This is a genomic window from Pseudomonas sp. MF6755 (assembly GCF_016405635.1).
Classification (GTDB): domain Bacteria; phylum Pseudomonadota; class Gammaproteobacteria; order Pseudomonadales; family Pseudomonadaceae; genus Aquipseudomonas; species Aquipseudomonas haemolytica.
In genome coordinates this window covers 257172-278994 of the sequence record NZ_JAEKDA010000003.1, presented here as the reverse complement: position 1 = coordinate 278994, position 21823 = coordinate 257172, and the positions used below count along the sequence as shown (strand labels likewise).

Below are 21823 nucleotides of genomic sequence, written 5' to 3'. Positions count from 1 at the left end.
GCGGTGCGGTTCCGGCCGGCGTCAGCGGTTTTGTAAGCTGATCTCCATGCGCTGTAAACCTTCCTCCAGCATCGCCCGTGGGCAACCGAAGTTCAGGCGTACGAACTGCTGGCTGTCATCGCCAAATTCGATCCCTGCACTCAGGCCGACCTTGGCGTGTTCGAGGAAGAACTGTTGCGGGTCTTCCAAGCCCAGGGCGCTGCAATCGAGCCACGCCAGGAAGGTGCCCTGCGGCGCGTGCATCACCACGCCGGGCAGTCGAGTCTGCACCGCATCGAGCAGGTAGTCGCGGTTGGCTTGCAGGTGCTGCACCAGCGCATCAAGCCAGTCGCCGCACTGGCTGTAGGCGGCGCGAGTAGCCTCCAGGCCCAGGGGGCTGACGCTATCGACCATGCCGCAGCGCGCCTGATTAAAACGCTCGCGCACCTCGGCGTTCTGTACCACGGCGAAGCAGGTCTTCAAGCCTGCGACGTTATAAGCCTTGCTCGCCGACATCAGGGTGATGGTGCGCTGGGCAATCTGGGGGCTGAGGCTGGCGATAGGAATATGCCGGCGGCCATCGAAGCACAGCTCGGCGTGGATTTCGTCGCTGATGATCAACGCGCCGCTTTCCAGGCAGGCGTTAGCCATGGCCAGCAGTTCTTCGCGCGGGAACACCTTGCCGATGGGGTTGTGCGGGTTGCTCAACAGCAGGGCACCGGCACTGTTCAATGCCTGGCGCATCGCAGGCATTGGCGTGATGTATTGGCCGTTGATCAGCTCGAATGGCACTTCGATACGCGGCAGGTTCCAGTGACCGGGGGCCAGGCGGATCGGCCGATAGTTGGGGGTTTGCAACACCACCGCTTGGCCGGGCTGGACGAAGGCATGCAGGGCCATGTTGAAGCCAGGCTCGACGCCGGGCAGAAACAGCAGCTCTTCGGGTTGCACGCGCCAGGCGTACTTGGCCCACAGGTCGGCGACGATGGCGTCGCGTACGTCTGGGCCTGCAACGCTGTAACCGAGAATCTGCTGATCGAGACGTGCATGCAGGGCTTGCAATATGGCGGGCGGCGCGGCGATATCCATGTCGGCGATCCACATCGGCAGGACGTCTTGCGGGTAACGGCTCCACTTGGTACTGCCGGTACCGAGGCGTGGGTGGATGGTGTCGAAATCAAAGCTCATGGGAGGCTCGTATCAGGGCGGCGGCGAAAAGAATGGCGCTGATTCTAGCGCCATAAATTTTATAGGCCAGCGCCGATTGCCGCAGACAACTGCTGGTGCGCCTGCTCCACCGCACGATTGACCGCTTCGTCACCGCGTACCATGGCGCCCAGGTAGACGAACTCCACGCTGTAGATACCCACAGTGGCGAGAATGGTGGTGAGGTAGGGCGTGAGGAAGTCAGGCTCGTGGCCCTTGCGCGCATTGCCCGAACTCACCAGCACGAAGGTGCGCCGATCACGCAGCAGCCCGACTTTTGCAAATTGCTCATTGACCGTGAAGCTGCGGTGGATGCGCACCACATGGTCGATCCACGCCTTGAGCGCTGCCGGCACGGTGAAATTGTGCACCGGGGTGCACATGATCAGCAGGTCGCAGGCTTCCAGTTCGACGATCAACTCTTCGGAAAGCGCCGTCGCGCTGCCGCTCGAGCCGCCGGGTGTGGTCAGTGCGTTGGCGTACTCGCGGGTCAGTGGCGGCAATGCCTGAGCGCCGTAATCGCGTTCGCTGACCTGGGCGCCCGGTACGAGGTCATTGAGCAGGGCGCGGGCCAGCCTGAAGGTTTGCGCGGCTTTGCCGTGGGGGCTGAAACTGAGCAACAGGGCGCGGGTCATGGGTTCAAGTCCTGAGAGAAGTGCATCCCCAGTGGCAGCAAGCCCTGGCGGAAATAGAAGCGTTGGGCCAGGGCCATATGCATGCCGGTGTCCAGCACCAGGTAACGATAGCCGAGGGCGCGGGTTTCTTGGCGTACTCGCTCAAGCAGTTGCTCGCCCAGGCGTCGGCGGTGAAGGGCGGCGTCCACTACCAGGTCGTCGACGTAGATGAAGCGGCCGTAGAGGGTGTTTTCTGTCAGTCGGTAGCCGGCCAGGCCGATCACTTGACCGTGTTCGCGAGCGGCGAGCAGGTGGTAGCCGTTTTGTCTCTGCCGCTGGATTTGCGCAGCGAAGGCGGTGGCGTCGGTCAGGTGTGGGCGCAGTTGCTGCATGGTGGCGAACGCTGCAAGGTAGTCGGCCTCGGTGTCCATCAGATGGAATTCGACGTGCTCGTTCATAGGCGGGGCTCCAGGTGACGCATGGGCGTTCCTTGTGCTTTAAAGGATGCATCATTCTCGCGGCGGTTGCGGTCCGCCAACAGGGGCATGATTGAACAAGTCGGTTGGGGCATGATCGGGCCTAAACCTGCGGGGCGTACGCGCCGTTCTATGACCGACAAGTTCTGTAATAAAAACGCCATTGCACTGGGGATTAAATCCGAGACGGGCTATTTTGGGGCATCTCAATAATTAGAGTAGCCATGGATGAAATACCAACCTTTGAGCCGTACCCTGATCACCGCTGCATTGGTGCTGACGGTCAGCGCTGTACACGCTGCTTCCCAGTCCCCGGTGGCCGGCGAAAACGGCATGGTGGTGACCGCCCAACATCTGGCCACCCATGTTGGCGTGGATGTGCTCAAGGCCGGCGGCAACGCGGTGGATGCGGCCGTTGCCGTGGGCTACGCGCTGGCGGTGGTATACCCGGCGGCGGGTAACCTCGGTGGTGGTGGCTTCATGACCGTGCAACTGGCAGACGGGCGCAAGACCTTCCTCGACTTCCGCGAAAAAGCTCCGCTGGCGGCGACGGCCGATATGTACCTGGATAAGGCCGGCAATGTGGTCGAGGGCTTGAGCGCCAAAGGCCATTTGGCGGTCGGCGTACCAGGCACCGTTTCTGGTATGGAACTGGCGCTGAGCAAGTACGGCACCCTCAAGCGCGCCCAGGTGATTGCTCCGGCGATCAAGCTGGCAGAAAACGGCTTTGAGCTGGAGCAGGGCGATATCGACCTGTTGCACACCGCCACCGGCGAGTTCGAGAAAGACCAGGATTTGCGCGGGATCTTCCTGCACAACGGCCAACCGCTGCAGGTGGGTCAGAAGCTGGTGCAGAAGGACTTGGCCAAGACCCTCAAGGAAATCTCCGCCAAGGGCACCGACGGGTTCTATAAAGGTTGGGTGGCCAAGGCTCTGGTGGATTCCAGCCAGGCCGGCAAAGGCATCATCACTCAGGCCGACCTCGACAAGTACAAGACCCGCGAACTGGCACCCATCGAGTGCGACTACCGTGGTTACCATGTGGTCTCGGCACCGCCACCCAGCTCGGGCGGCGTGGTGATCTGCCAGATCATGAACATCCTCGAAGGCTACCCGATGGCCGATCTGGGCTATCACTCGGCCCAGGGCCTGCACTACCAGATCGAAGCGATGCGCCACGCCTATGTGGACCGCAACAGCTACCTCGGCGACCCGGATTTCGTCACGAACCCGATCGAGCATCTGCTGGACAAGAACTACGCCGCCAAACTGCGTGACGCCATCGAGCCGCACAAGGCCGGGGACTCCCAGGCGATCAAACCGGGTGTGTCGCCCCATGAAGGCAATAACACCACGCATTATTCCATCGTCGACCAGTGGGGCAATGCGGTCTCGGTGACCTACACCCTCAACGATTGGTTCGGTGCCGGGGTAATGGCGAGCAAGACCGGGGTGATCCTTAACGATGAAATGGACGACTTCACCGTCAAGGTCGGCGTGCCAAATATGTACGGGCTGGTCCAGGGTGAAGCCAATGCCATCGCACCGGGCAAGGCGCCGCTGTCGTCGATGAGCCCGACTATCGTTACCAAGGACGGCAAGGCGGTGATGGTGGTCGGCACGCCGGGTGGCAGCCGCATTATCACCGCTACCTTGCTGACCATCCTGAATGTCATCGACTACAAGATGAACATCCAGGAAGCGGTGGACGCGCCACGTTTCCACCAGCAATGGATGCCTGAGTCCACCAACCTGGAGACTTTCGCGGTCAGCCCGGACACCCAGAAGATCCTCGAAAGCTGGGGCCATAAGTTTGCCGGCCCACAAGATGCCAACCACCTGGCTGCGATCCTGGTGGGCGCGCCGTCCTTGGGTGGTAAGCCGGTGGGTAGCAATCGCTTCTATGGGGCGAACGACCCGCGGCGTAATACGGGCCTGTCCTTGGGTTACTAACGCCGGTGCGCTGGAGCAAGCTTGCTAGCTAGCGCAAGCTCGCTCCTACAGGGGTTGTGCAAGTAGTTGCCTTACCGCTGCAAACGCGGCGACCCGGCGCTGTTGCCAATCCCCGCGAATCACCACCAACGGTTGCTGGTGCTGTTGCATCCAGTCCAGGCTGGCCTGGAAAAACGCCAGGCGATCCGCCAGGTCCGGCTGGCAGCGCTGGCCGTCGGCGCTCCATTCCACGTCCTCGGGGGAGAGCAGCAGGTGCAGGTCGTAGTGCCGGGCCAGCAATTCGCTGTCGAGCCAGCCGGGATGGTCGCCGAACAGGGTCTGGCTCCACAGCTTGTTGGTCAACAGGTGGGTGTCGAGGATCAACAAGGCAGGGCGCCGGGCACGGGCGGCGTCCTCCCATTCCAGCTGACCCCGAGCAATCGCCGGGATATCCGCCAGGCAGGTGTCACGCTGATGGTGATCGATGAAATACCGTACATATTCGCCCACCATCAACCCGCCGAAGTGCGCGTGTAACTGCGCCGCCAGCCAGCTCTTGCCGCTGGATTCGGGGCCGGCCAGTACCACCACCTTCATGAACGCAACGCCGGGTCGGCGCGCCATTCGCGCCAGCCTTGTACGGCGATCATGGTGAACAGTGCATAAAGCGCGGCGGTGAGGTAGAGGCCTTTGTAGAGAAACAAGCCGACGAAAATCACGTCCACGACAATCCACAACGGCCAGCACTGCACGCGTTTTTGTGCCATCCACATCTGTGCCACCAGGCTGAAACCGGTGAGGGCGGCGTCGAGCCACGGCTGGGCGGCGTCTGTCCAGTGGGCCATGGCAGCGCCGAGCAACAGGCTGCCCACGGCACCCACGGCCAGGCTGGCCATGATCGCAGGTGTTCCCAGGCTGGTGACCTGGCGGCCCTGCTTGACCTCGCCGGCGCGGGTCCACTGCCACCAGCCATAGACTTGCAATGCGGCGTATACCACTTGCAGCAGCATGTCGGAGTAGAGCTTTACCTCGAAAAACACCCAGGTGTAGAGCAACACCATGACCAGGCCGATGGGCCAGCACCAGGGGTTCTGCTTGACCGTCAGCCAGACAGCGATCACCCCCAGGGCGGCGGCGAACAGTTCAAGCCCGGACATGGCGGATCCTTGGGAGAGTGGGAGAGGGCGGTGATTGTACCTACAGGTCGGCGATCTTCAAACTTGCGTGCGACGGCCATACATCGTACAAAAATGTGGGAGGGGGCTTGCTCCCGATTGCGGTGGGTCAGTTGCAGATGAGCTGACTGATCCGTCGCAATCGGGAGCAAGCCCCCTCCCACAAGTTGCCCAGCGCTAGATTCGGAATTGGCGCAGCAACCCATCAAGCTGCTCACTCAACCCACGCAACTGCGCACTCGCCACGCTGGATTGCTCCGCCGCCAGCGCTGTGCTGTGAGACAACCCAGCGGCCTGGGTGACGTTCTGGTTGATATCTTCCACCACATGGGCCTGTTGCAGGGTGGCGCTGGCAATCGAGGCGTTCAAGCCGTTGAGGTTGTGCAGCGCCTGGCCGATGGCAGTGAGGCTCGCCCCAGCCTGGCCAGCTTGTTCGATGGTCACCTGCGAGGCGCTGTGGCTGTCGCTGATGACCTTGACCGCCGCTTCGGAGTGGCCTTGCAGGCGTTCGATCATCACCTGGATTTCGGCGGTGGATTTCTGCGTGCGCTGGGCCAGCAAGCGCACTTCATCGGCGACCACCGCAAACCCACGGCCTTGCTCCCCGGCGCGCGCGGCTTCAATGGCGGCGTTGAGAGCGAGCAGGTTGGTCTGGTCGGCAATAGAGCGAATCACTTCGAGTACGCCACCGATCTGGGTGCTTTCGCTGGAGAGGGTGCGGATCACCTCCACGGCCTGGTTGATGGTGGTGGAGAGTTGGTCGATCTGCTGCAGACTGCCGTCGATGTTGACCTGGCCCTGTTGCGCCTGGGCCTGGGCATCGCGCATTTCACTGGCCGCGTGTTCGGCATTCTTCGCCACGTCCTGCACGCCGTAGGTGACTTCATTGATGGCGGTAGCCACCAGTTCCATCTGCTGCGACTGCTGCTGGCTGCGGTCGTGGGCCTGGCTGGCGTTGTGGCCCAGCTCCGTGGATGACTGGCCCAGGGCGTTCGCGCATACCTGCAAGTGGCCGATCACCTGGCGCAACTTGGCGGTGAAGCTGTTGAAGTGCCGGGCCAGTTGAGTGAGCTCGTCGCGTCCGTGCGTGTCGAGGCTGCGGGTCAGGTCGCTTTCACCGCTGGCGATATTGCCCATGGCATTCACCGCCGCCTGCAACGGCTGCACGATACTGCGGGCGATCAGCAGCACCAGCACGGCCATCATCAGCGCAATGCCCAGGCCGATGACCGAGGCTTTCCACACCTGGCCTCTGAATTCAGCCTGCACATCATCCACGTAGACGCCGGAGCCGATAATCCAGCCCCAGGGCTCGAACAGCTGGATATACGAGGTTTTCTCCACCGGCGCTTCGGCCCCTGGTTTCGGCCAGCGGTAGTTGACGATGCCGGCGCCCTTGGCCTTGGCCAGGACCACGAACTCATTGAACACGGCAAAACCATCCGGGTCGCGAATCGCCGAGAGGTTTTGGCCATCAAGCTTGGGGTTGGCCGCGTGCATGATCATCACGGGGGTGAGGTCGTTGATCCAGAAATAATCATCGTGGTCATAGCGCAGGCCGCGCACCGCACTCAGGGCCTGCAACTGCGCCGCGTCACGGGTCAGTACGCCGGTTTTCTCCAGGTTCTGGTAATAGCTGAGCACGCCGCTGGCGGTTTGCACCACGTGTTGGGTCTGTTGGCGCTTGGCCTGGTAGAGTTCGCCATGGATCTGGTTGAGCATCAGCAGCCCCAAGGCCAGCAGCATCAACACGGCGACTATCAGGATCAGCCAAAGGCGGCGGCTGATCGACATGCTGCGCAAACTGTTCATCGTCCTGTCACTCCATGCTCTTTATAATTGTGGTGCTGCTTCGAGATTTCCGGCGTGTCTGATAGGCTTTCGGCCCGGAATCGAAAAACCTGAGTACTGCCTGATTTTTCACGGAATTTTTGCAGACCGGCGTTGAGAATCAACCGCGGGCGCTTGAGTGCGTTCGTCGTCAGTGAACTTTAAAAAAGACTAAGAGGCATGCCGAGCGCATGACCTTTGGAGACAGCATGGATTTTTGGACCGCCATACAGGCATTGATTCTCGGCATCGTCGAGGGGCTGACGGAGTTCCTGCCGATCTCCAGCACCGGCCACCAGATCATCGTCGCCGACCTGATCAATTTCGGCGGCGAGCGCTTCGAAGCTTTCAACATCATCATCCAGCTCGGCGCGATTCTCGCGGTGGTCTGGGAGTTTCGCCGCAAGATCCTTGATGTGGTCATCGGCCTGCCGACCCAGCCCAACGCCCAGCGTTTCACCGTCAACCTGATCATCGCCGTGTTGCCGGCCGTGGTGCTGGGGGTGATTTTTGCTGACCTGATCAAGCATTACCTGTTCAACCCGATCACCGTGGCCACTGCCCTGGTGATAGGTGGCGTGATCATGCTGTGGGCCGAGCGCCGCCAGCATGCGGTGCGCGCTGAAACGGTGGATGACATTACCTGGAAAGACGCCCTCAAGGTCGGCCTGGCCCAGTGCCTGGCGATGATCCCGGGCACTTCGCGCTCCGGTGCGACGATCATCGGTGGCCTGTTGTTCGGCCTGTCACGCAAGGCAGCCACCGAGTTTTCGTTCTTCCTGGCCATGCCGACCATGGTCGGTGCGGCGGTGTACTCGGGCTACAAGTACCGCGACCTGTTCCAGCCGGCGGACTTTCCGGTGTTCGCCATTGGCTTTGTTACCTCGTTCATCTTCGCAATGATCGCGGTCAAGGCGTTGCTCAAGTTCATCGCCAGCCATAGCTACGCGGTCTTTGCCTGGTACCGGATTGCCTTCGGCCTGGTGATCCTGGCGACCTGGCAGTTCGGCTGGATCGACTGGACTGCGGTCAAGCCATGAACATCCAGCACCCACGCCTGAAGGCGCTGATCTTTGTGCTGCTGTGTGCCGCACCGCTGTTGGGCTCGGCTTTGCTGTGGTATCGCGGCGAAACGGTGATCCCGTTGGCGGCGTACGGCGTGGTCAGCGTGGTGGCGTTTTTCCTGTACTGGAGCGATAAGCGCAAGGCCCAGACCGAAGGCTGGCGCACCCCGGAAAACATCCTGCATGCCGTCGAGCTGGCGGGCGGTTGGCCGGGGGCGTTGATCGCCCAGCAGGTGTTCCGGCACAAGACGCGCAAGGTCTCTTACCAGGTGCTGTTCTGGGTGATCGTGCTGTTGCACCAGGTGTTCTGGTTGGACCAGTTATTCCTGGGCGGCACGTTGCTGTCGATTCTGTAGGGGCCAGGTCGGCGTTATGCTCAACGCCCTGATGCGCATTGGGATAGTACGAATGTCGTTGTCTGATTCAGATTCACTCTTACGCCGCTCGGCGACTGAGCTTGCCGCGCTGATTCAGCAACGCAAGCTCACGTCCACGGCTGTTGTCTCGGCCTACCTCGCCCGCATTGAAGCGCTCAATCCATCGATCAACGCCCTGGTGCAAGTGCGCGCGCAAGCGGCGCTGGCCGACGCCTGGGCAGCGGATCGTGCACTGGCTCAAGGTGAGTGTCGGGGCCTGCTGCACGGGGTGCCCTTTACCGTCAAGGATGTGATCGATACCCGTGGTGTGGTGTCGGCGGCAGGTTTGACTGAGCGGGCCGACTACCTGCCGGAGCAGGATGCCGTGGTGGTGACACGAATTAAGGCCGCCGGCGCCATTTTGCTGGGCAAAAGCAACTGCCCGCCGGGTGGCGGAGGTGGGGTGACCGACAATCCGGTCTACGGCGCGACGCATAACCCCCATGGGTTGGCCCATAGCCCGGGTGGCAGCAGCGGCGGTGAAGCAGCGGCAATTGCTGCGGGCTTGTCTCCCTTGGGGCTGGGCAGTGATTCCGGCGGCAGCTTGCGGGTGCCCGCACATTTCTGCGGTATCTGCACGTTGAAGCCTACCACTGGCCGGGTCCCCAATACCGGGGTTTTCGATCACCCGGGTGGTTTGAGCGACTATCGCAGCCAGATCGGTCCGATGGCCCGGCATGTGGATGACCTGGCGCTGGTGCTTCAGGTAATCGCCGGTGAGGACGGACGGGATGCGGGGGTGATTCCAATGCCGCTGCACGATGTGCCTGTTCGTGGCGTGAACGGTTTGCGAGTCGCGTGGTACAGCGATGGTGGCATCGAGCCGGTTGATCCCATCACTCAGGCAACGCTGCAGGCCGTCGCCAAGCTCCTGGAAGCCGCGGGCGCGCGGGTGCATGCGGCCTTTCCCTCGGCACTGAGCACCGCTCGCGATATTACTGAACGTTATTGGGCGATGAGCAAGGGGTCCGGTGCGCAGTCAATCAAGCTGTTCTCTGATTGGGACCAGTTTCGCAGTGCCATGCTGGGGTTCATGGCGAACCACGACCTTATCCTGTGTCCGGTTGACGCCGCTGCGGCACCACGCCTGGGTGAGACACGGCCAGGGTTGTTCAACCATACGTTGCCCTACAGTCTGGCCGGCTGGCCCTGTGTGGTGGTGCGCGCCGGAACGGATGCTGATGGTTTGCCGGTAGGGGTGCAGATCGTCGCGCGGCCGTGGAATGAGCATCTGGCATTAGCCGCAGCGCGGGTCATCGAGCGGGCATTCGCTTTCACGCCCTGAGGCTGCGCCCCATCAACCCTCCAGCCTTAGCCCGACCTGCGTGCGCTTGGGCAGCTTGCTCACCACCAATTGGTGAGAGCGCTGCAACAGGCCACGCAGTTCCTCTGCACCCAACGGGTAGGGCGTGTTCATGATGACCCACTGCGCTCGCGCCAGATACGGCGCCGGGTGGATGCCCGGGCGGTCGACGTGGCCCAGGAACAACTCTTTATCGACTTTGAACGCCAGCGACTCACCGCGCAGATTCTGTAGCGCAAACATCTTGTTGCCGGCAATCGAGAACACGCGTACGCCGCCCCATTTATAGTCTTCCCGCGCACCGGGCAGGCCCAGGCAGAACGCGGCGACTTGTGCTTCGGTCATGCTCATAACGTACGGTCTCCACAGCCTTTGAAGCCTTCTTCCAGGTAGTCGATCCAGGCCCGGATGGCCGGTAACACACCACGCCGATGTGGGTACACGGCCTGCAACCAGCCGCCCGGCAATGACCATTGCGGCAACAATTGCACCAGGCGGCCACTGGTCAGTTCCTCCTCGCAATACATCATCGGCAGCACCGTGAAGCCCAAGCCCATGATGGCGCTGGCCTTGCGCACGGTGAAGTCTTCGATGCCCAGGCGGGCCTCCATCACCAGGTCGTGAGGGTTGCCCTGGGGGTCGAGAATACGCTGGTGCACCATGCGGTCGGCTTCAAGTGCGCCGAGTATGGGCAGTTGCTTGAGGTCTTCGAGGGTGTGCACCTGCCGCTCGCGCATGAACGCGGGGCTGGCGACCAGCACCGTCTGGGCCTGGCGCAGGCGCTTGGTCACCAGCAGCGGGTCTTCATCGCCCAGTTCGCGCACGCGCAGGGCCACGTCAATGCCTTCGGCCACCAGGTCGACGCGGCGGTTGACCAGCGTCATGTCCAATTGCACCAACGGATGCGCGGCAAGAAACCCGGCCACCAATTCCGGCAGGATGTTCTGGGCCAGGCCCACCGGGCAGCTGACGCGAATACGCCCGCGCGGCTCGCTGGACATGCTGGCCACGGCCTCGTCGGCCATTTCCGCCTCCAGCAGCATGGCCTGGCAGTGGCGTAAGTATCGTTCGCCGACGGCGGTCAAGGTCAGTTGCCGGGTGGTGCGTTGTAGCAGGCGCGCACCCAGGCGTTCCTCCAGCTCGGCAATGCGCCGCGACAGCCTGGATTTGGGAATTCCGAGTAGCCGGCCAGCCGCCGCGAAACCACCGGCTTCGACGACTTTAGCGAAATAGTAGAGGTCGTTGAGGTCTTGCATGCTGTGCCTATTGTCCTGTCAGTGGGACAAACTATCGCATTTAAGCTTACTTATCGACTATTGGTTTCATGTGTAGCATCACCACCATCTGATCGCCACTGTCGATCCCACCTCGGAGATCCACCATGAAATTACTGCATATCGATTCCAGCATCCTCGGCGACAACTCCGCTTCCCGCCAGCTCAGCGCCGGTGTGGTCAAGGCGTGGCAAGCGGCTGAGCCGGGTGTGGAAGTGACTTATCGTGACCTCGCCAGTGAAGGCATCAACCACTTCTCCGGCGCCACCTTGGGCGCATTGGGGACGGCCGCTGAGTTGCGCGATGCGGCGCAAAAACACGAGGCTGAACTGAGTGCATCGTCGCTGGCTGAATTCCTCGCTGCCGATGCCGTGGTGGTGGGTGCGCCGATGTACAACTTCACTATTCCCACTCAGTTGAAAGCCTGGATCGATCGCATCGCGGTTGCCGGCCAGACCTTCCGTTACTCCGAAGCCGGCCCTGAAGGCCTGTGCGGCAACAAGAAAGTCATTATCGTCTCCACCGCTGGCGGCCTGCATGCGGACCAAGCCTCGGGCGCCGCCCATGAAGGCTACTTGAAACTGCTGTTCGGCTTCCTCGGCATCACTAATATTGAAATCGTCCGTGCCGAAGGTCTGGCCTACGGTGATGAAGCGCGCAGCAAGGCCATGAACGACGCCAACGTACGCATTAACGAAGAGTTGTTCGCCGCTGCGTAAGGCTAGTGTAAATTGCGCCTTTGCTCGGTTTCATTTTGAAGCCGGGCGCCTAAACTCTGTATTCTGATCGCCTGAACGCGAGCGGAGTACGGAGTTTTTTCGTTTGTGGCCCAGGTTATGCACACATGGTTCCAACACCCTGGACTTTTTATTCGACATGCCGGTTTTTGCGCAGCAAAGGTGGACATCCCCATGATGCGTCTTTGTGCTGTTTTGGTTCTCTCCCTGGTTGGCGGCCTGGTTTCAGTGCACGCCGCCCCGGCACCGCATCCTCATTGGAGTGTGGGCTTTCATCGCATGAGCGTTCTTGACCCGCTGGATTCACAGCCGATGAAAGCCATTGCGTTCTATCCTTCAACCGACGCTGGGCACACCACGCAATTGGGGCCTTATCGCGTTGCCGCCAGTGAAGACGCCAAGGTCGCGATTGGCCGTTTCCCGATGCTGATGCTGTCGCATGGCAATACCGGCACGCCGCTGGCCCTGCATGACCTGGCCACCTCCCTGGCGCGCAAAGGGTTTGTGGTGGTGGCGGTGCTTCACCCTGGCGACAACTACAAGGATCACAGCCGCCTGGGGACTGTGAGCAATTTGTATGGCCGGCCGATCCAGATTTCCCAGGCGATCACCGCCACCTTGGCCGATCCAATGCTGTCGCCCTTCGTTGACGTCGATCAGATCGGCGTTATCGGTTATTCCGCCGGTGGCGAAACTGCCTTGATCCTGGCGGGCGCCAAGCCTGATTTCGACCGCCTGCGCCGCTACTGCCAGCAACGCCCGGAGGACCGCGACGCCTGCACCACCAATGGCGAACTGGTCGTCGACCGGGACGATTTGCAACCCCAGGCCGACCCACGCATCCATGCGCTGATGCTGATGGCGCCACTGAGCCTTATGTTTGGCCGCCACACCCTGGCTGACGTACATGTGCCGGTACTGCTCTACAGTGGCGATGGTGACAAGCTGGTGGCCGTGGACAAAAACGCTGCCGCCCTGGCGCGCAAGCTGCCGGAGCCACCCGATTTCAAACTGTTGGCCGGGGCAGGGCACTTCGTGTTCATGGCACCGTGTGACAGTGATCAATTGGCAACGATGCCGGCCATCTGCACCGATGCCGATGGTGTTGATCGCGAAGGTATCCACCGCGACCTGGTCTCCGAGGCCGGGCGCTTTTTCAGCCATACCCTCGGCCAGACGACTCGCGCCGGTTTGCAGACTGCGGATCAGTAGGCGCGGCGCCTGAGCAGTACGGTCAAGGCAAGTGCGCTGACCGACAGCAGCGCGGCGCAGAAGAAGATCCAGCCGTAGCCGAGGTTCAACGCCACGGCGCCCATCAACGGCCCGGCAATCGCCAGGGCCAGGTCGAAAAATACCGCATAGGCACTCAGCCCTGCGCCCCGGCTGCTGTCCGGCACCTGTTTGATGGCCTCTACCCCCAGCGCCGGGTACACCAGCGACAAGCCAAAGCCGGTCAGCCCGGCACCGATTAACGCCACGCCGGTGGACGGCGCCAACCACAGCAACGTCAGGCCCAGGGTCTCGATGAGCATGCAAGCGATGGCAGCAGTGAACCCGCCAAAACGGCTGATGGCCGAGATAAACACCAGGCGCGACAGGATGAAGCACACACCAAATACCGTCAGGCAGTAGGCCGCGCCGGACCAGCCGCGGTTGAGGTAATACAGGGTAATAAAGGTCGTTAGCGTGCCGTAGCCAATCGAGGCCAGGCACAGGCTGGTGCCGAACGGTGCGATACGCCCGAACACCGCCCAGAACGGCAGCCGCTCACCGCGTACCACCGGCACCGAAGGTTTAGTGCGGATCAGCACCAGGCCCAACGCCGCCAACCCCGACAGGGCAATACCGAGGCTGGTGTAGCCATATGTCGCCACCATCACCACGCCGACTGGCGCACCAATGGCAATGGCGCCGTAGGAGGCGATGCCATTCCAGGAAATCGAACGCGCAGTATGTTCGGTGCCTACCGCGCCCATGCACCAGCTGATGGTGCCCACGCCGATCAGGCCCTGGGCCACGCCCAATAACAGGCGGCCGACGATCAGAATGCTCAGGCTCAAAGTCGGCAGGCTTTCCACCAGGGTGGCGATAAAGGTCAGCACGCCACTGATCAGAATGCCAGCCAGGCCCAGCACGATCGCGCGCTTGGTGCCGACGTTATCCGACATCCGCCCGGCCATCGGGCGGCTGAGCAGGGTGGCCAGGTATTGCGAACCGATGGTGACCCCGGCGACTACGGCGCTGAAACCCAGTTGCTCATGCACATAGCCTGGAATCACCGCAATCGGCAGGCCGATGCAGATAAAGGCAATGAAGGTGTAGAAGACGATGGAGACGATCTGCAGGGTGATCGACAGGGAGGACGGGGCGGCGGCAGGCATGGGCACTCGTTCGCTGGCGGGCGGTACGGCATGATGGCATAAGTGAGCATGAAAAAAGCCCTGTCACATGGACAGGGCTTTCTCTTGCAGCTTGCAGCTGAAAACTACTGGCTGTCCTTAAAACACCACACCCTGGCTACGCAGGTAGTCATCGTAGGTGCCGCTGAAGTCGATCACGCCGCTAGGGCTCAACTCGATGATGCGGGTGGCCAGGGACGATACGAACTCGCGGTCGTGGCTGACGAAGATCAGCGTGCCCGGGTAGTTCTCCAGCGCCAGGTTCAGCGCCTCGATGGATTCCATGTCCAAGTGGTTGGTCGGTTCGTCCATGATCAGCACGTTCGGCTTTTGCAGGATCAGCTTGCCGAACAGCATACGGCCTTGCTCACCACCGGAAATCACCTTCACCGACTTCTGGATCTCGTCGTTGGAGAACAGCATGCGACCCAAGGTGCCACGGATCATTTGCTCGCCTTGAGTCCACTGGCCCATCCAGTCGAACAGGCTCATGTCGTCTTCGAAGTCATGGGCGTGGTCCTGAGCGTAGTAGCCCAGCTCAGCCGCGTCGGTCCACTTGATGCTACCGGCATCCGGCGTCAGTTCATTGACCAGCGTACGCAGCAGCGTGGTCTTGCCGATACCGTTCGGACCGATGATCGCCACGCGCTCGCCGGCTTCAACCTGGAAGCTGAAGTCCTTGAACAGCGGTTTGCCATCGAAGCCTTTGGCCATGCGCTCGACGATGACCGCCTGGCGGTGCAGTTTTTTGTTCTGGTCGAAACGGATGAACGGGCTCACACGGCTCGAAGGCTTGACCTCGGCCAGCTGGATCTTGTCGATCGCCTTGGCGCGGGAGGTGGCCTGCTTGGCTTTGGAAGCGTTGGCCGAGAAGCGGCTGACGAAGGATTGCAGTTCGGAGATCTGCGCCTTCTTCTTGGCGTTGTCCGACAGCAGTTGCTCGCGGGACTGGGTCGCCACGGTCATGTACTCGTCGTAGTTGCCTGGGAACAGGCGCAGCTCGCCGTAGTCCAGGTCAGCCATGTGGGTGCACACGCTGTTCAGGAAGTGACGGTCGTGAGAGATGATGATCATCAGGCTGGAGCGCTGGGTCAGGATGTTTTCCAGCCAGCGGATGGTGTTGATGTCCAAGTGGTTGGTCGGTTCATCGAGCAACAGCACTTCAGGGTCGGAGAACAGCGCCTGGGCCAGCAAAACGCGCAGCTTCCAGCCTGGGGACACTTCGCTCATCGGGCCGAAATGCTGTTCCAGGGGAATGCCCAGGCCCAGCAGCAGCTCACCGGCGCGGGATTCGGCGGTGTAGCCGTCCATCTCGGCGAACTCGGTTTCCAGCTCGGCGACGGCCATGCCGTCGTCTTCACTCATTTCCGGCAGCGAGTAGATACGGTCGCGCTCGGCCTTGACCTTCCACAACTCCTCGTGGCCCATGATCACGGTGTCGAGCACGGTGAATTCTTCGTAGGCGAACTGGTCCTGGCGCAGTTTACCCAGGCGCACATTCGGCTCCAGCATGACCTGGCCACCGGACGGATCGAGGTCGCCACCCAGGATTTTCATGAAGGTCGACTTGCCGCAACCGTTGGCACCGATCAAACCATAGCGGTTGCCGGCGCCGAACTTGACCGAGACGTTCTCGAAGAGCGGCTTGGCGCCGAACTGCATGGTGATGTTAGCTGTGGAGATCAATTACTTTACCTATCAATGGGTTGCGAGCGTGACGGCAGGTGCCTTCAGGCATGCGTCAACAGCGACATCAAGGCGCGAAACCCGGTCGCTGAGCGGAAAATTTTGGATGTGTGTTGGAATTTGGCGCGCATTGTCGCATATGTCAGGCAACAGTTGTATGGCGAGCGAAGGATGGTTTCGCCATCGTCTCTGGCATCGCCAGCCATAACAGCAGCAACGCCACGCCTGCCACGCCGGCCAACGTCAGAAAGGCCGCGTTGTAGCCTGCCTGTTGCACCACGAAACCGGCCAGGCTGCTGCTCAGCGCCGCGCCCAGGCCGAATACGGTGGAGAGGGCGCCCAGGCTGACGTTGAAGCGCCCGGTGCCGTGGGTCAGGTCCTTGACGATGACCGGGAACAGCGCGCCGAAAATGCCAGCGCCGATGCCATCGAGCATCTGCACCGTCACCAGCCAGTACGGGTCGCTGGACAGGGTATAGAGCACGCCGCGCAGCGGCAGAATCACAAACCCGGCCAGCAACAGTGGCTTGCGCCCCCATACATCGGCCTTGAGCCCCACCAGCCAGGCCATTGGCACCATGACCAATTGCGCGGCGACGATGCACGCGGAGGTCAGGGGCGTGGCCATCTGTAGGTTGATCTGTGCCAGCTTCTGGCTGACCAGCGGCAGCATCGCGGCATTGGCCAGGTGAAACAGGGCGCAGCAGATGGCGAACAGCAATAAAGGGCGATTGGCCAACAGCACGTTCAGGCCCGAGGGCTGTTCATGATCGCTGTGAACGGCCGGGTCGAAACCGCGAGCGACCTCATGGTCAATCGCCTTGGCCGGTACGCAACTGACCGCGACAACGCTGGCGACCGCCATGAAGGCCATCAGGTAGAACACCACCACCGGCCCGAACAGATAGGCCAAGCCTCCAGCCAGCAGCGCAGCCACGGCGTTGCCGGCGTGGTTGAAGGTTTCGTTGCGTCCGGTGCGCCGGGTGAAAGCGCGGGGGCCGGTAATGCCCAGGGAAATCGCGGAAATTGCTGGAGCGAACACCGAGGCGGCTATCGCGCTGGCGGCTTGGGTCAGCGCCACCCAGCCAAATGAACTGACGAAGGGCAGCATCAGGCAACTGGTGGTGACCAACAGCGCGGCAAATGCAATGACTGCACGTTTACGGTGGGTGCGGTCGATCAGCGCACCAGCCGGGCCTTGGGTGATCAAGGCGGCGATGCCCGCCAGGGTCATGACCACACCGATGCTGGCCGCGTCCCATTGATGGACCGCCAACAAGTAGATCGCCAGATACGGCCCGAGACCGTCGCGCACATCGGCGAGGAAGAAGTTCAGGCTGTCCAGGGATAACGCGATGCGCATGTTTGAGGGATGGGCCACGGTGCGACCTTCAAAAGCGGTGCTCAGGGAGCGAACACGCGTTGGTTTAGTGACCAGCAGGCTTGACGATAAGTTTCGCGGTCGTCGAGGGTTTTATCCTGCTGGCATTTGACTTACTTTCCCAAGCCCGCCTGACTGACTTTCTGGAGAAGCAATGGACATGCCCTCAGCACAAGAGGCAATTGCCAGCAACAAAAACGCCTGGGACGAATCCGCCCGGCTGCATAAAGACACGGCCACCTGGACGGCATTGCTGGCCTCGGTAGCCAGGCCTGATTTCTCCTGTCTTGACCCGACCATCACCGCGCTGCTGCAAGATGTCGGTGTGGTGGGCAAGGACGCGGTGCAACTGGGCTGCAACAATGGCCGCGAAAGCCTCTCACTGTATGGCTTGGGCGCGCGCTCGGTGGTTGGGATCGATCAGTCCCGGGCATTTCTGGACCAGGCAAGTGAGCTGGCCGCGGTGTCGCCCCATAGCCCCGAGTTCGTAGAGACCGATATCCATCATTTGCCCGAGCGTTTGCACGCCCGTTTCGATATTGCCCTGGTGACCATTGGCGTGCTGGGCTGGATGCCGGATGTGGCGCTGTTCATGCAGCATGTCGCCAGTGTGCTGAAACCTGGCGGCACCCTGGTGATGTACGAAACCCATCCCTTCCTCGAGGTGTTCGACCCGCGTGCGGCCAACCCACTGTTGCCTGCCAGCTCCTACTTCCAGCGCGAACCGTTTGTGCTGCAGGAATCGATTGTCTATGAAGGGCAGGGTGAGCAGGCCGGGCCGACCTCCTATTGGTATGTACACACCCTGGGAAGTGTGGTTGGCGCGGCGATCGCGGCGCAATTACAGATAGGTCACTTGCAGGAGTACCCGCACTCCAATCGGGAAGAGCTCTACGACCAATATCAGCACCAGGCCGCGCAATTGCCGTTGTGCTTTACCTTGACGGCAACCAAGCGGGCCGGCTGACCCAGTTTCCATCGCGCAAAAAAAAGGCCCGCGAGGAGAGGCGGGCCAAGTGATTCACTGGAGTAGGTAGGTCCACCCTATAGATCGAAAAGTGAAGGCTTTGTGAAAACGCCGTGATCAAATCGGATAGACGCGCCGATCAGGATCGCCGTACGAAGGTGCGCATGGTTTGCCCAGGGCCGGTGCTGAATTGCGTAGGCCTGGGCATCCCTTCATCCGCTGCGATAAACACAAAATTATCACCTTCAAGCCAGTAGCTGGCAGGCAACTGCTTGCCCGCATCATCGCCGATGGTGTCGACCCAGGTGATACTTTTGGGGGTGGTGCTGGCGTCGAGGATAAAACGCCCCGCCAGCAATACATCGCCACTGATCGTAACTACTTCGAATCCATCTCCGCTAATTGTCGTTATAGCCCCTGGCGCGCTGTGGGCGTCAGCGGGGTTGAGAACGCCACTGTCTTCAAGGGCAGTTTGTTCCCAGGCACCTTGAAGCTTGTGAAAATCCGCGGCTGAAAAAGGCGACATGCAAATTCCTTATTGCTGAAGAGGGAAGCGTTCAATTGTATCGAGAGTGAAACTGCAATACAGGGAAGCTGAGTTTTTTTCTTTATAGGACAGGCATTTGACAGCATTTTCATGATGTATTGACTACGCTTGCAGCTAGGTTAGTCCGACAGGGTTGTGACATTTGTCCTATTAGCCGAAATAAAATGGAAATATTCCATATAACTGTGGGACTTTTCAGCGGACTGAGTGGTCATATCGCCATTGGTCCGCCGTGTACAGGGCGTTGCCCCTGATGTGAGAAGTCATTGTGCTTCTGAGAATGATGGCCTTTTAGTATTATCTTAAGGTGTTCTTATTTTGAATCGAACTTCCCCGCTCCCGCCTTCCGTTGCTTCTGATGAAATTGATCTGATTGAATTGTTTCACGCGATTTGGCGACAAAAAAAGCTGATTGTGGGGTGTACGCTTCTGGCAGGCGTATTAGGCGCGGGGTATGCCTTCCTTGCACCCAAGACGTATGAAGTCAGCAGTGTGTTAAGGCCTGCGGCAATCAACGAGCTGGATGCCTTGAACCGTTCGGAAGTTTATAAGTTGCCGCCTGCTGATGCGCTGGTAAAAGTGGGCGCACAGCTGGACTCCTACGAGGCCCGCCTGGGATTTTTCAAGGACCACGAGGAGTTGTTCCAGACGTTCAAGAAACCGGGGCAAAGCCTTGAACAGAGTTTTGAGGAGTTCAATCGAAATTCCGTCAACCTGATCCTGCCAGATCCCAAGAAATCCGATTCGCTCAGTAGCTATATTCGCCTTGAGTTGCAGTACCCGACCGACGTCGATGGTGTCGCGATCCTCAACGGGTTCGTGGATTACGCCATTGCTGCCGAGCGCCAGCAAGTCGGCGCCGACCTCAAGGTAATCGTCAATAACCGCTTGAGCGAGCTTAAAGGCAAGATCGACGCTGCCCGTGCCAACTACGATACCGAGAAAGAGTCCAAGATCGCCAAGCTGCTTGAGGCTGACCGGCTCAAGCGTGCCCAGTTGCAGGATGAGCTCAGCGCACTGCGCTTGCAGATGAAGATGGAGCGGACCAACCGCCTGGCTGAGCTGGCGGAAGCCATTACGATTGCCAAGTCGATGGGGATCCGCACACCGACGACGCCATCCTCCATGGCTGATGCTACGCGCAACGGTTCGAGCCAGGTCATGCGCACAGAGGTGAACAATCAGAAGATCCCGCTGTATTTCATGGGCACCGAGGCGTTGGAAGCCGAGCGCTCGGCTTTGCAACAGCGCACCAGTGATGACTTCACCAACACACGCATTGCCGAGATCGGCAAGGAGTTGCAACTGCTGGAAAGCAACCGCGAAGTCGAGGTGCTACAAAAGCGTGGCAATGAAGACATATTCCTGCAGGACGTAGAGCCGTTACGCGCTGAAGTCGCCAGGTTGCGCAGCTTGAATATCGACATGAGCAACTTGAAGCTGGTGACGATCGACCGCCGCGCCCAGGAGCCTGTGGCGCCGATCAAACCGAAGAAACCGCTGGTCATCGGGTTAAGTCTCGTCGGCGGCTTACTGCTTGGGATGATGATTGCGTTGATCCGCTACTTCATCCGCAGTCGTGGCCAAGCCTTGCCTTATACCGCATTGGGTGACAGCAGCGTTCCTCGCCGCGAAGGTAAAAACGACCCGCTATAGCCCTGGCAAAGCGTTCATACAGGCGGGCCCAAGGGCCCGCCTGCTCACCCCTCCAGCACAATCAGTGGACAGCTTTTCACAATTCTTAGTTAACCTTTGGTTACAAAGTGTGGCTAAATAACGTCAATGGTTTCACGCCGACAGGTTGCCCAGCCGGCCGTGTCACCGGTACGTGAATTGTGATTTCAGGTGCTGCTTATCCATCCTCGGCCGTTGTGGGCCCGCAGGAGCAGCCTGTTCTCTCCCTGACTTGTGACGAATCCCTTGAAACTCATCATTGTTGCTCTCTACGTTGCCTCCATTGCGTATGTACACCTGCGTGGTCGGGTGCGACACAAGCTGGGTCGCCAGCTTAGCGATCACTCGACGTTCCTGGCGCCGATCAACTGCTTCCTGTACCTGTTCTCCAAGCAACCCAGCCGCCCGTATCTCTCGCCCAGCGGCTTTCCGGACCTGAGCCCGTTGCAGGAGCACTGGGAGGAGATCCGCCAGGAAGGCCAGAACCTGATGCGCGCAGGGGAGATCAAGCGCTCGGACCAGTACAACGACGTGGGTTTCAACTCGTTCTTCAAGTCAGGCTGGAAGCGCTTCTACCTCAAGTGGTACGGCGACAGCCACCCGTCGGCGATGAAGCTGTGCCCACGCACCACCGAGTTGGTGCAAGGCATCGGCTCGATCAAGGCTGCGATGTTCGCCGAGCTGCCACCGGGCTCCAAGCTGGTGCGCCACCGTGACCCCTACGCGGGCTCATACCGCTATCACTTGGGGCTGGATACGCCCAACGATCCTGGCTGCTATATCAATGTGGATGGCGAGAGCTACTACTGGCGTGACGGCGAGCCGGTGATGTTCGATGAGACCTACATTCATTACGCGGAAAACACCACGCAGCAAAACCGGATCATTCTGTTTTGCGATATTGAGCGCCCGATGAAGTACCGTTGGGCGGCGGCGTTCAACCGGTGGTTCAGCCGCAATGTGATGGCGGCCGCAGGCTCGCCCAATGACGATGGCGACAAAACCGGCGGCCTCAACCGTGCCTTTACTCGCCTGTACAAGATCCGTCTGCGTGGCAAAGAGCTTAAAAAGCGCAATCGCACGCGCTACTACCTGGAAAAATGGGCGATCTTCGCTGGTTTGGCGCTGATCTTCATTCTTATCTGAAGCGTGCCCAGGGCGCG

Annotated in this window: 21 protein-coding genes; 9 read left to right on the top strand and 12 right to left on the bottom strand. The window is 60.5% G+C overall.

Annotated features, from left to right (window positions below; genetic code table 11):
- Positions 1-21: 21 nt before the first annotated feature.
- The 3 genes from JFT66_RS05355 to JFT66_RS05345 are packed head-to-tail and all read right to left on the bottom strand — an operon-like array spanning position 22 to position 2257.
- Entirely contained in the window at positions 22-1167 is a 1146-nt protein-coding gene (locus tag JFT66_RS05355) for a MalY/PatB family protein (protein ID WP_034119469.1), read from the bottom strand.
- A gap of 59 nt (positions 1168-1226) precedes the next feature.
- Positions 1227-1820, bottom strand: a complete 594-nt coding sequence (locus tag JFT66_RS05350; RefSeq protein WP_034119470.1) for an FMN-dependent NADH-azoreductase — start codon at positions 1818-1820, stop codon at positions 1227-1229.
- Positions 1817-2257 (bottom strand): GNAT family N-acetyltransferase, encoded by a 441-nt coding sequence (locus tag JFT66_RS05345; protein ID WP_034119471.1) that lies wholly within the window; start codon positions 2255-2257, stop codon positions 1817-1819. Before JFT66_RS05345 ends, JFT66_RS05350 begins: the two co-directional genes overlap by 4 nt.
- Before the next feature lie 246 nt (positions 2258-2503).
- Between JFT66_RS05345 and ggt the strand changes: the two genes are divergently transcribed.
- Entirely contained in the window at positions 2504-4228 is a 1725-nt protein-coding gene (gene ggt, locus JFT66_RS05340; RefSeq protein WP_034119472.1) for a gamma-glutamyltransferase, read from the top strand.
- Positions 4229-4273: 45 nt separating this feature from the next.
- Here the strand turns inward: ggt and JFT66_RS05335 are convergent, their stop codons facing one another.
- The 3 genes from JFT66_RS05335 to JFT66_RS05325 form a co-directional block, all read right to left on the bottom strand.
- Positions 4274-4804, bottom strand: a complete 531-nt coding sequence (locus tag JFT66_RS05335; RefSeq protein WP_198858946.1) for an AAA family ATPase — start codon at positions 4802-4804, stop codon at positions 4274-4276.
- Positions 4801-5364: a nicotinamide riboside transporter PnuC gene (pnuC, locus tag JFT66_RS05330; protein WP_153839811.1), complete on the bottom strand. Its 564-nt coding sequence runs from the start codon at positions 5362-5364 to the stop codon at positions 4801-4803. The genes JFT66_RS05335 and pnuC overlap by 4 nt, the downstream gene beginning before the upstream one ends.
- A 195-nt stretch (positions 5365-5559) precedes the next feature.
- Positions 5560-7194 carry a methyl-accepting chemotaxis protein gene (locus tag JFT66_RS05325; RefSeq protein ID WP_198858916.1) on the bottom strand — a complete coding sequence of 545 codons (1635 nt, stop codon included), beginning with the start codon at positions 7192-7194 and terminating at the stop codon, positions 5560-5562.
- 227 nt (positions 7195-7421) lie between these two features.
- On the opposite strand from JFT66_RS05325, the gene JFT66_RS05320 reads away from it, so the two are divergent.
- The 3 genes from JFT66_RS05320 to JFT66_RS05310 are packed head-to-tail and all read left to right on the top strand — an operon-like array spanning position 7422 to position 9977.
- Positions 7422-8252 (top strand): undecaprenyl-diphosphate phosphatase, encoded by an 831-nt coding sequence (locus JFT66_RS05320; RefSeq protein ID WP_153872048.1) that lies wholly within the window; start codon positions 7422-7424, stop codon positions 8250-8252.
- Positions 8249-8632 (top strand): DUF1294 domain-containing protein, encoded by a 384-nt coding sequence (locus JFT66_RS05315; protein WP_153872047.1) that lies wholly within the window; start codon positions 8249-8251, stop codon positions 8630-8632. Before JFT66_RS05320 ends, JFT66_RS05315 begins: the two co-directional genes overlap by 4 nt.
- Before the next feature lie 52 nt (positions 8633-8684).
- A complete protein-coding gene (locus JFT66_RS05310; RefSeq protein ID WP_198858915.1) occupies positions 8685-9977 on the top strand; it encodes an amidase in 1293 nt (430 codons plus the stop codon).
- Between the two features lie 12 nt (positions 9978-9989).
- On the opposite strand, the gene JFT66_RS05305 is transcribed toward JFT66_RS05310, so the two are convergent.
- Together JFT66_RS05305 and JFT66_RS05300 are read right to left on the bottom strand one after the other, a co-directional pair.
- Positions 9990-10340, bottom strand: coding sequence for an MmcQ/YjbR family DNA-binding protein (locus tag JFT66_RS05305; RefSeq protein ID WP_034119541.1), 351 nt, complete (start codon positions 10338-10340; stop codon positions 9990-9992).
- Between the two features lie 2 nt (positions 10341-10342).
- Positions 10343-11251 carry a LysR substrate-binding domain-containing protein gene (locus JFT66_RS05300; protein ID WP_034119477.1) on the bottom strand — a complete coding sequence of 303 codons (909 nt, stop codon included), beginning with the start codon at positions 11249-11251 and terminating at the stop codon, positions 10343-10345.
- Between the two features lie 125 nt (positions 11252-11376).
- On the opposite strand from JFT66_RS05300, the gene JFT66_RS05295 reads away from it, so the two are divergent.
- A complete protein-coding gene (locus JFT66_RS05295; protein WP_034119478.1) occupies positions 11377-11988 on the top strand; it encodes an FMN-dependent NADH-azoreductase in 612 nt (203 codons plus the stop codon).
- A gap of 192 nt (positions 11989-12180) precedes the next feature.
- Entirely contained in the window at positions 12181-13218 is a 1038-nt protein-coding gene (locus tag JFT66_RS05290; RefSeq protein WP_034119479.1) for an alpha/beta hydrolase family protein, read from the top strand.
- Here the strand turns inward: JFT66_RS05290 and JFT66_RS05285 are convergent.
- The 3 genes from JFT66_RS05285 to JFT66_RS05275 all read right to left on the bottom strand — a co-directional run bounded on the left by JFT66_RS05285 (position 13212) and on the right by JFT66_RS05275 (position 17454).
- Positions 13212-14387, bottom strand: a complete 1176-nt coding sequence (locus JFT66_RS05285) for an MFS transporter (RefSeq protein ID WP_034119480.1) — start codon at positions 14385-14387, stop codon at positions 13212-13214. The genes JFT66_RS05290 and JFT66_RS05285 overlap by 7 nt on opposite strands.
- Positions 14388-14504: 117 nt before the next feature.
- Positions 14505-16091, bottom strand: a complete 1587-nt coding sequence (locus JFT66_RS05280) for an ABC-F family ATPase (protein WP_080752973.1) — start codon at positions 16089-16091, stop codon at positions 14505-14507.
- A gap of 142 nt (positions 16092-16233) precedes the next feature.
- Positions 16234-17454 carry an MFS transporter gene (locus JFT66_RS05275; protein ID WP_233097028.1) on the bottom strand — a complete coding sequence of 407 codons (1221 nt, stop codon included), beginning with the start codon at positions 17452-17454 and terminating at the stop codon, positions 16234-16236.
- A gap of 172 nt (positions 17455-17626) precedes the next feature.
- Between JFT66_RS05275 and JFT66_RS05270 the strand changes: the two genes are divergently transcribed.
- Positions 17627-18439 carry a class I SAM-dependent methyltransferase gene (locus JFT66_RS05270; RefSeq protein ID WP_198858914.1) on the top strand — a complete coding sequence of 271 codons (813 nt, stop codon included), beginning with the start codon at positions 17627-17629 and terminating at the stop codon, positions 18437-18439.
- 139 nt (positions 18440-18578) lie between these two features.
- Here JFT66_RS05270 and JFT66_RS05265 read toward each other — a convergent pair whose 3' ends face one another.
- Positions 18579-18965, bottom strand: a complete 387-nt coding sequence (locus JFT66_RS05265; protein WP_034119484.1) for a TIGR03067 domain-containing protein — start codon at positions 18963-18965, stop codon at positions 18579-18581.
- A 339-nt stretch (positions 18966-19304) separates the two neighbouring features.
- Between JFT66_RS05265 and JFT66_RS05260 the strand changes: the two genes are divergently transcribed.
- Together JFT66_RS05260 and lpxO are read left to right on the top strand one after the other, a co-directional pair.
- The gene (locus JFT66_RS05260; protein WP_034119485.1) at positions 19305-20642 is read left to right on the top strand and encodes a Wzz/FepE/Etk N-terminal domain-containing protein; all 1338 of its coding nucleotides are present in this window, start codon (positions 19305-19307) and stop codon (positions 20640-20642) included.
- A gap of 264 nt (positions 20643-20906) precedes the next feature.
- Complete coding sequence (lpxO, locus tag JFT66_RS05255) at positions 20907-21806, top strand: lipid A hydroxylase LpxO (protein ID WP_198858913.1); 900 nt, start codon at positions 20907-20909, stop codon at positions 21804-21806.
- The last annotated feature ends 17 nt before the right edge of the window (positions 21807-21823 follow it).

What these genes read in the sequence shown, in the direction of transcription:
- JFT66_RS05355 (WP_034119469.1), bottom strand. Translation starts at nt 1,167, where the DNA reads ATGAGCTTTGATTTCGACACCATCCACCCACGCCTCGGTACCGGCAGT.
- JFT66_RS05350 (WP_034119470.1), bottom strand. Translation starts at nt 1,820, where the DNA reads ATGACCCGCGCCCTGTTGCTCAGTTTCAGCCCCCACGGCAAAGCCGCG.
- JFT66_RS05345 (WP_034119471.1), bottom strand. Translation starts at nt 2,257, where the DNA reads ATGAACGAGCACGTCGAATTCCATCTGATGGACACCGAGGCCGACTAC.
- ggt (WP_034119472.1), top strand. Translation starts at nt 2,504, where the DNA reads ATGAAATACCAACCTTTGAGCCGTACCCTGATCACCGCTGCATTGGTG.
- JFT66_RS05335 (WP_198858946.1), bottom strand. Translation starts at nt 4,804, where the DNA reads ATGAAGGTGGTGGTACTGGCCGGCCCCGAATCCAGCGGCAAGAGCTGG.
- pnuC (WP_153839811.1), bottom strand. Translation starts at nt 5,364, where the DNA reads ATGTCCGGGCTTGAACTGTTCGCCGCCGCCCTGGGGGTGATCGCTGTC.
- JFT66_RS05325 (WP_198858916.1), bottom strand. Translation starts at nt 7,194, where the DNA reads ATGAACAGTTTGCGCAGCATGTCGATCAGCCGCCGCCTTTGGCTGATC.
- JFT66_RS05320 (WP_153872048.1), top strand. Translation starts at nt 7,422, where the DNA reads ATGGATTTTTGGACCGCCATACAGGCATTGATTCTCGGCATCGTCGAG.
- JFT66_RS05315 (WP_153872047.1), top strand. Translation starts at nt 8,249, where the DNA reads ATGAACATCCAGCACCCACGCCTGAAGGCGCTGATCTTTGTGCTGCTG.
- JFT66_RS05310 (WP_198858915.1), top strand. Translation starts at nt 8,685, where the DNA reads ATGTCGTTGTCTGATTCAGATTCACTCTTACGCCGCTCGGCGACTGAG.
- JFT66_RS05305 (WP_034119541.1), bottom strand. Translation starts at nt 10,340, where the DNA reads ATGACCGAAGCACAAGTCGCCGCGTTCTGCCTGGGCCTGCCCGGTGCG.
- JFT66_RS05300 (WP_034119477.1), bottom strand. Translation starts at nt 11,251, where the DNA reads ATGCAAGACCTCAACGACCTCTACTATTTCGCTAAAGTCGTCGAAGCC.
- JFT66_RS05295 (WP_034119478.1), top strand. Translation starts at nt 11,377, where the DNA reads ATGAAATTACTGCATATCGATTCCAGCATCCTCGGCGACAACTCCGCT.
- JFT66_RS05290 (WP_034119479.1), top strand. Translation starts at nt 12,181, where the DNA reads ATGATGCGTCTTTGTGCTGTTTTGGTTCTCTCCCTGGTTGGCGGCCTG.
- JFT66_RS05285 (WP_034119480.1), bottom strand. Translation starts at nt 14,387, where the DNA reads ATGCCTGCCGCCGCCCCGTCCTCCCTGTCGATCACCCTGCAGATCGTC.
- JFT66_RS05275 (WP_233097028.1), bottom strand. Translation starts at nt 17,454, where the DNA reads ATGCGCATCGCGTTATCCCTGGACAGCCTGAACTTCTTCCTCGCCGAT.
- JFT66_RS05270 (WP_198858914.1), top strand. Translation starts at nt 17,627, where the DNA reads ATGGACATGCCCTCAGCACAAGAGGCAATTGCCAGCAACAAAAACGCC.
- JFT66_RS05265 (WP_034119484.1), bottom strand. Translation starts at nt 18,965, where the DNA reads ATGTCGCCTTTTTCAGCCGCGGATTTTCACAAGCTTCAAGGTGCCTGG.